The organism is Jiella sonneratiae (genome assembly GCF_017353515.1).
In the GTDB taxonomy this organism is placed as follows: Bacteria; Pseudomonadota; Alphaproteobacteria; order Rhizobiales; family Rhizobiaceae; genus Jiella; species Jiella sonneratiae.
On sequence record NZ_JAFMPY010000054.1, the window covers coordinates 1 to 3835 of the forward strand.

3 protein-coding genes, 1 tRNA gene and 2 pseudogenes are annotated in these 3835 nt (G+C 55.8%); 3 read left to right on the top strand and 3 right to left on the bottom strand.

Features of this window, described 5'->3' with window-relative positions; translation table 11 throughout:
* Both J1C47_RS23265 and J1C47_RS23270 read left to right on the top strand, forming a co-directional pair.
* Positions 1 to 158, top strand: a pseudogene (locus tag J1C47_RS23265) (IS256 family transposase); the annotation flags it as partial.
* A gap of 426 nt (positions 159 to 584) precedes the next feature.
* Positions 585 to 661: transfer RNA gene (locus tag J1C47_RS23270), tRNA-Arg, on the top strand.
* A 493-nt stretch (positions 662 to 1154) separates the two neighbouring features.
* Here J1C47_RS23270 and J1C47_RS24270 read toward each other — a convergent pair.
* Both J1C47_RS24270 and J1C47_RS23280 read right to left on the bottom strand, forming a co-directional pair.
* A pseudogene (locus J1C47_RS24270) lies at positions 1155 to 2174 on the bottom strand (recombinase family protein); the annotation flags it as partial.
* Between the two features lie 34 nt (positions 2175 to 2208).
* Entirely contained in the window at positions 2209 to 2508 is a 300-nt protein-coding gene (locus tag J1C47_RS23280) for a hypothetical protein (protein WP_207353193.1), read from the bottom strand.
* A 305-nt stretch (positions 2509 to 2813) separates the two neighbouring features.
* Here J1C47_RS23280 and J1C47_RS23285 point away from each other — a divergent pair, with 305 nt between their 5' ends.
* On the top strand, positions 2814 to 3518 hold the full coding sequence (locus tag J1C47_RS23285) for a hypothetical protein (protein WP_207353194.1): 705 nt from the start codon (positions 2814 to 2816) through the stop codon (positions 3516 to 3518).
* A 32-nt stretch (positions 3519 to 3550) separates the two neighbouring features.
* On the opposite strand, the gene J1C47_RS23290 is transcribed toward J1C47_RS23285, so the two are convergent.
* Positions 3551 to 3835 (bottom strand): transposase (locus tag J1C47_RS23290; protein ID WP_207353195.1); only part of this gene is annotated, 285 nt, incomplete at its 5' end.

The window sequence follows — 3835 nt, forward strand, 5'->3', positions numbered from 1 at the left end:
ACAAGACCGCCGAGCTCATGGTCTTCAAGCTCGTCATGGCCGCTTCAAAAACTTGGCGGAAGCTGAAAGGCGAAAATCGCTTGCCGATGGTCATTGCGGGCGTCACATTCACCGACGGCGTCGCGGTCAGCCCAGACGCCGATCAACGCGCCGCCTGATCGGACCCGTCACCCAAAATCAGCCATAGCTCTGGAACGCCTGCGACCGTCTCACCCGTTGCAAGCCAAGGACAAGGCTTGTTCCGGCCGGGCAGATGGTTTAGGAGAACCGCAGTCGAAGCCGGCGACCGGTCAGCACCCGTAGCTCAGCTGGATAGAGTGTCGCCCTCCGAAGGCAGTGGTAAGTCAAGCATGTTGTTGATGGGAGCCAAAAAAGTCGAGGAAAACCAAGCGATTGGCGAAGCTCGGCGAAGGCACGAAAACCGCTTTTGAGGTCGCGGAAGCACCACGGAAGCAAACTGAAGGAGGTTGTAGAGCGCAAACGGCATGAATCGGTGAAGCGAAGGTCCACCCTGTTTGCCGTCAATGCGATCAGCGAATTCGGGATTGACCCTGTTCGATCTCGGCCACTATCTAAATATCGATGCACCCGTAGCTCAGCTGGATAGAGTGTCGGCCTCCGAAGCCGAAGGTCACAGGTTCGAATCCTGTCGGGTGCGCCATCCCTTCTTCAGCACCGCATAATCGCTTTAACACCTTGAACGGCAAACTCATTTCTGCCGTTCTAAATCCTTTCTTACGGTCGTAGCGAAGCCGGTCCGTGAAGGCCAGTTTCAGCACTGTCCGGCGGTCCTCAAGACGTCCTCCCGCCCATATATTCCAAGGGTTTGCGAGGAAGCCGAGGGCCGTTCTAACTGCACCGTCGAAGCTGCTCGCGGGTTTTGCGCCGTTTGCCCGCTTCTCGTTGATGACGATCTTGTCTTCTTCAAGCGCCTTCACCTTGCGCTCATAGGCGTTGATGACGCTCGGCACATCCGACGAGACGATGCGGTCGAGAAACTGCCCGATCTGCTTCTCGATCTTCAGCAGCTGCGCGCCGAGCGCCTTGGCGTGATTCTCGGCTTGCTCCAGGCGATGGTCCCACAGCTGCCGGAACATGCTGGTCGCTACCTTAAACAGCCGCTCGGTCGGCTGGACCGACTGCAGCAGCGTCTCGAACTCGGCTTCCAGCTCATCGCGACGTATCGACTTCCCGTAGCTTGGACATCCTCGCTTGCGGCAGAGGTAGTACGGGTAGCGCGCATGCGAGCCCTTCGACCAGGAGGCGGTCAGCGGCGTATCGCAGTCGCAGCAGAGGACGAAGCCGCGCAGCGGGAAATCTTCATTGAGGTTGCGGCGCTTCGGTAGCCGGTTCACGCCGTTGAGGCGGTCCTGAATCTGCTTGTAGGTCTCAAAGGAGATCAGCCCCTCGTGCTGTCCAGGACGCAGGCTCACGCCCCATTCCGGTGCTTCGATATATCCAGCATAGACAGGCTGCTTGAGCATAACGGCCACGCGCTCGTTCGTCACATGGCCTGCCGCCGGCTTGGGGAAGAATGGACTCTTCTGGAGGAAGCGCCGCACATCGGCCTGTATCTCGAAACGGCCCGAGGCATAGCCTTCGAGCGCTTCGATGATGACGGACGCCACCGGCTCATCCCGTTTGAGCATCTTGCCACGCCCCGAAACCCGCTCATAGCGATAGCCGACGGGGGCCTGAAACACATGATAGCCGTTCTGCAGGCGCGCCCGCATCCGGTTCTTGGTCTGCTGGCCATTCTTCTGCCGCGCATGCTGGGCGACCGTGGCCAGCAAATATTCGATCATGACCGAGTCGGGGTCATCGCTGAATTCGATAGAGGGTGATTGAAGAATACCGCCTGCCGCCACGATCATCGCGCGCAGCTGCGAATGCGCGTCAACACTGCGGGCGAGGCGCGAGATGTCATCGATGATAACCACGGTCCGCTCGCCGACGCGGCTTGAGAGATAAAGCAGCATGGCCGCCATGCCGGGCCGCTCGGTCTTCGACCCCGAAACATCATCGGTGAAGACCTGCAGAATTTCATATCCCCGCATCCGCGCGAACTCGCGGCACCTGGTCTCCTGGCTGCGCAGGCCGTCGCCTGCCGTGGTCTGCTTGATGCTGGACACCCGGCAGTAGATGACGGCAAAATGGTTCTCGGTAACGGGCATGGCGGGTCTCCTCGTAAAGCAATAAACGGTGCGGCTATCGCGTCTCCGGTTTGTTGGGGTGGGACGAGTCTACGCCCGCAGAATCGTCTTCGGGAAGCAAATAATCTTCGCCGAACACGACGGAACAGACATCGACCTCAAAGCCGAGATCGACAAAGCCGCGCATGATCGACCACAGAGTCTGCAAAAGCTCGCGCTTTTGCGCGTCGGTCATGTCGAAATCATCGAGTTCGCTCATGTAAGCGTCGACGTCGAGATCAAGCGACCGGACAGGCGTTTCGTCCGCTTTGGCGGCATCGCGCGCGGCGAGAGCCAATTCATCTTCAGTCGTCATGGCCTGCCTCCTTTCGCTTATCTGCCACGGAGAGCAAGTATATAGAACAATACAAGAACAATCAAGGAAATAAATCCTATATGCGCCGAGCGAGCTCTGCGCACTTCATCTGTTCGTTGCGGTCAGGAGAATCATAATCTAGTTTTGCGCGGCAGTTCCTCGCGCATTCCTCGTCGGTTCATAAAATGGCGTTCAGGCATTATAGCGCGTACCAACTTACGTTCATCCGATCCCGCCTGTTGCTCTATCGTGAGAACACGCTAGTGAATGGCAAACCGATATCCTGGAGCCGGATTGCGCAGCGTATGATGACTGAAGAAGTCGGCGGAGCTTTATACGACTACAAGCAATACGGGATGATCGAGGGCGAGGCGCTACGCCGATTTGCAGCGCAAATATCCATGCTTACCGAAGCCAAGCTGGATTGGTCCGTGAAATGGCTACAAATGCATAATCAGATAAAAAATATTGATTTTGATAGGTTAGCTCCCCGCAATGACATGACGCGTATTCCAAGTCGCAACCTTGATGAGCGATATATTCGGAAATGGCGTGGATATTGGCGCGTCGTCCATAGCGATAACGGCCGAAGCGCACAAAAACGCCGAAAGATTTTGTTTGAAGTTAACAGTCAAGAGAATGGCCCCCTCATATTTGATGCCATCGAATTTACCGAGCCTATAAGCAACCTTATGGTGGAGAGCGGCGAAAAGTTCGGTAATGAGCGTGAAATCGTGATTGGAACTGGAATCCTTCGTGAAGTTGGTCCAAGTGTTCATCTAATACAAATCCTCGATCAAAAATCGATGGAATTAAGACATTATTTCATCGTTGCCGATTTGGAAAACGCATTGATAGCAGTCCACAATAATTCGTTGTCAGAAAGCAATGCCGAGTCTGATGTGATAGGTTCCAGAGACTTTGAACCTGCGAACGGCTTACCTGCAATCGGGAATGCCACATCGCCACTATCTCAAATTATGAGTATTGCAATACTCAAGAAACTGTAGGATTATTGAAACTATGGCTTATACCAACGGCCCTAAGCTCTGACCGCTTGTGCGTATTGCCGATCAGCGATCGATCGGATGCGGTCAGGATCGTTTGCGAAGAAGTTCCAGGCCTCGCAGCAGCGATCGACGATGTCGTCGTAGCTGTCGAAGACACTGATGGCGAGCTTGTTTGCGCGCAGATAGGCCCAGATGTTCTCGACGGGATTGAGCTCGGGTGCGTAGGGCGGCAGGATGACGATGGTGATGTTGTCCGGAACCCGCAGTGCCGCGGAACCGTGCCAGCCGGCGCCGTCTATGACGAGGACGGCGTGCGC

Coding starts and splice junctions, on each gene's coding strand:
- J1C47_RS23280 (WP_207353193.1), bottom strand. CDS start 2,508: ATGACGACTGAAGATGAATTGGCTCTCGCCGCGCGCGATGCCGCCAAA.
- J1C47_RS23285 (WP_207353194.1), top strand. CDS start 2,814: ATGATGACTGAAGAAGTCGGCGGAGCTTTATACGACTACAAGCAATAC.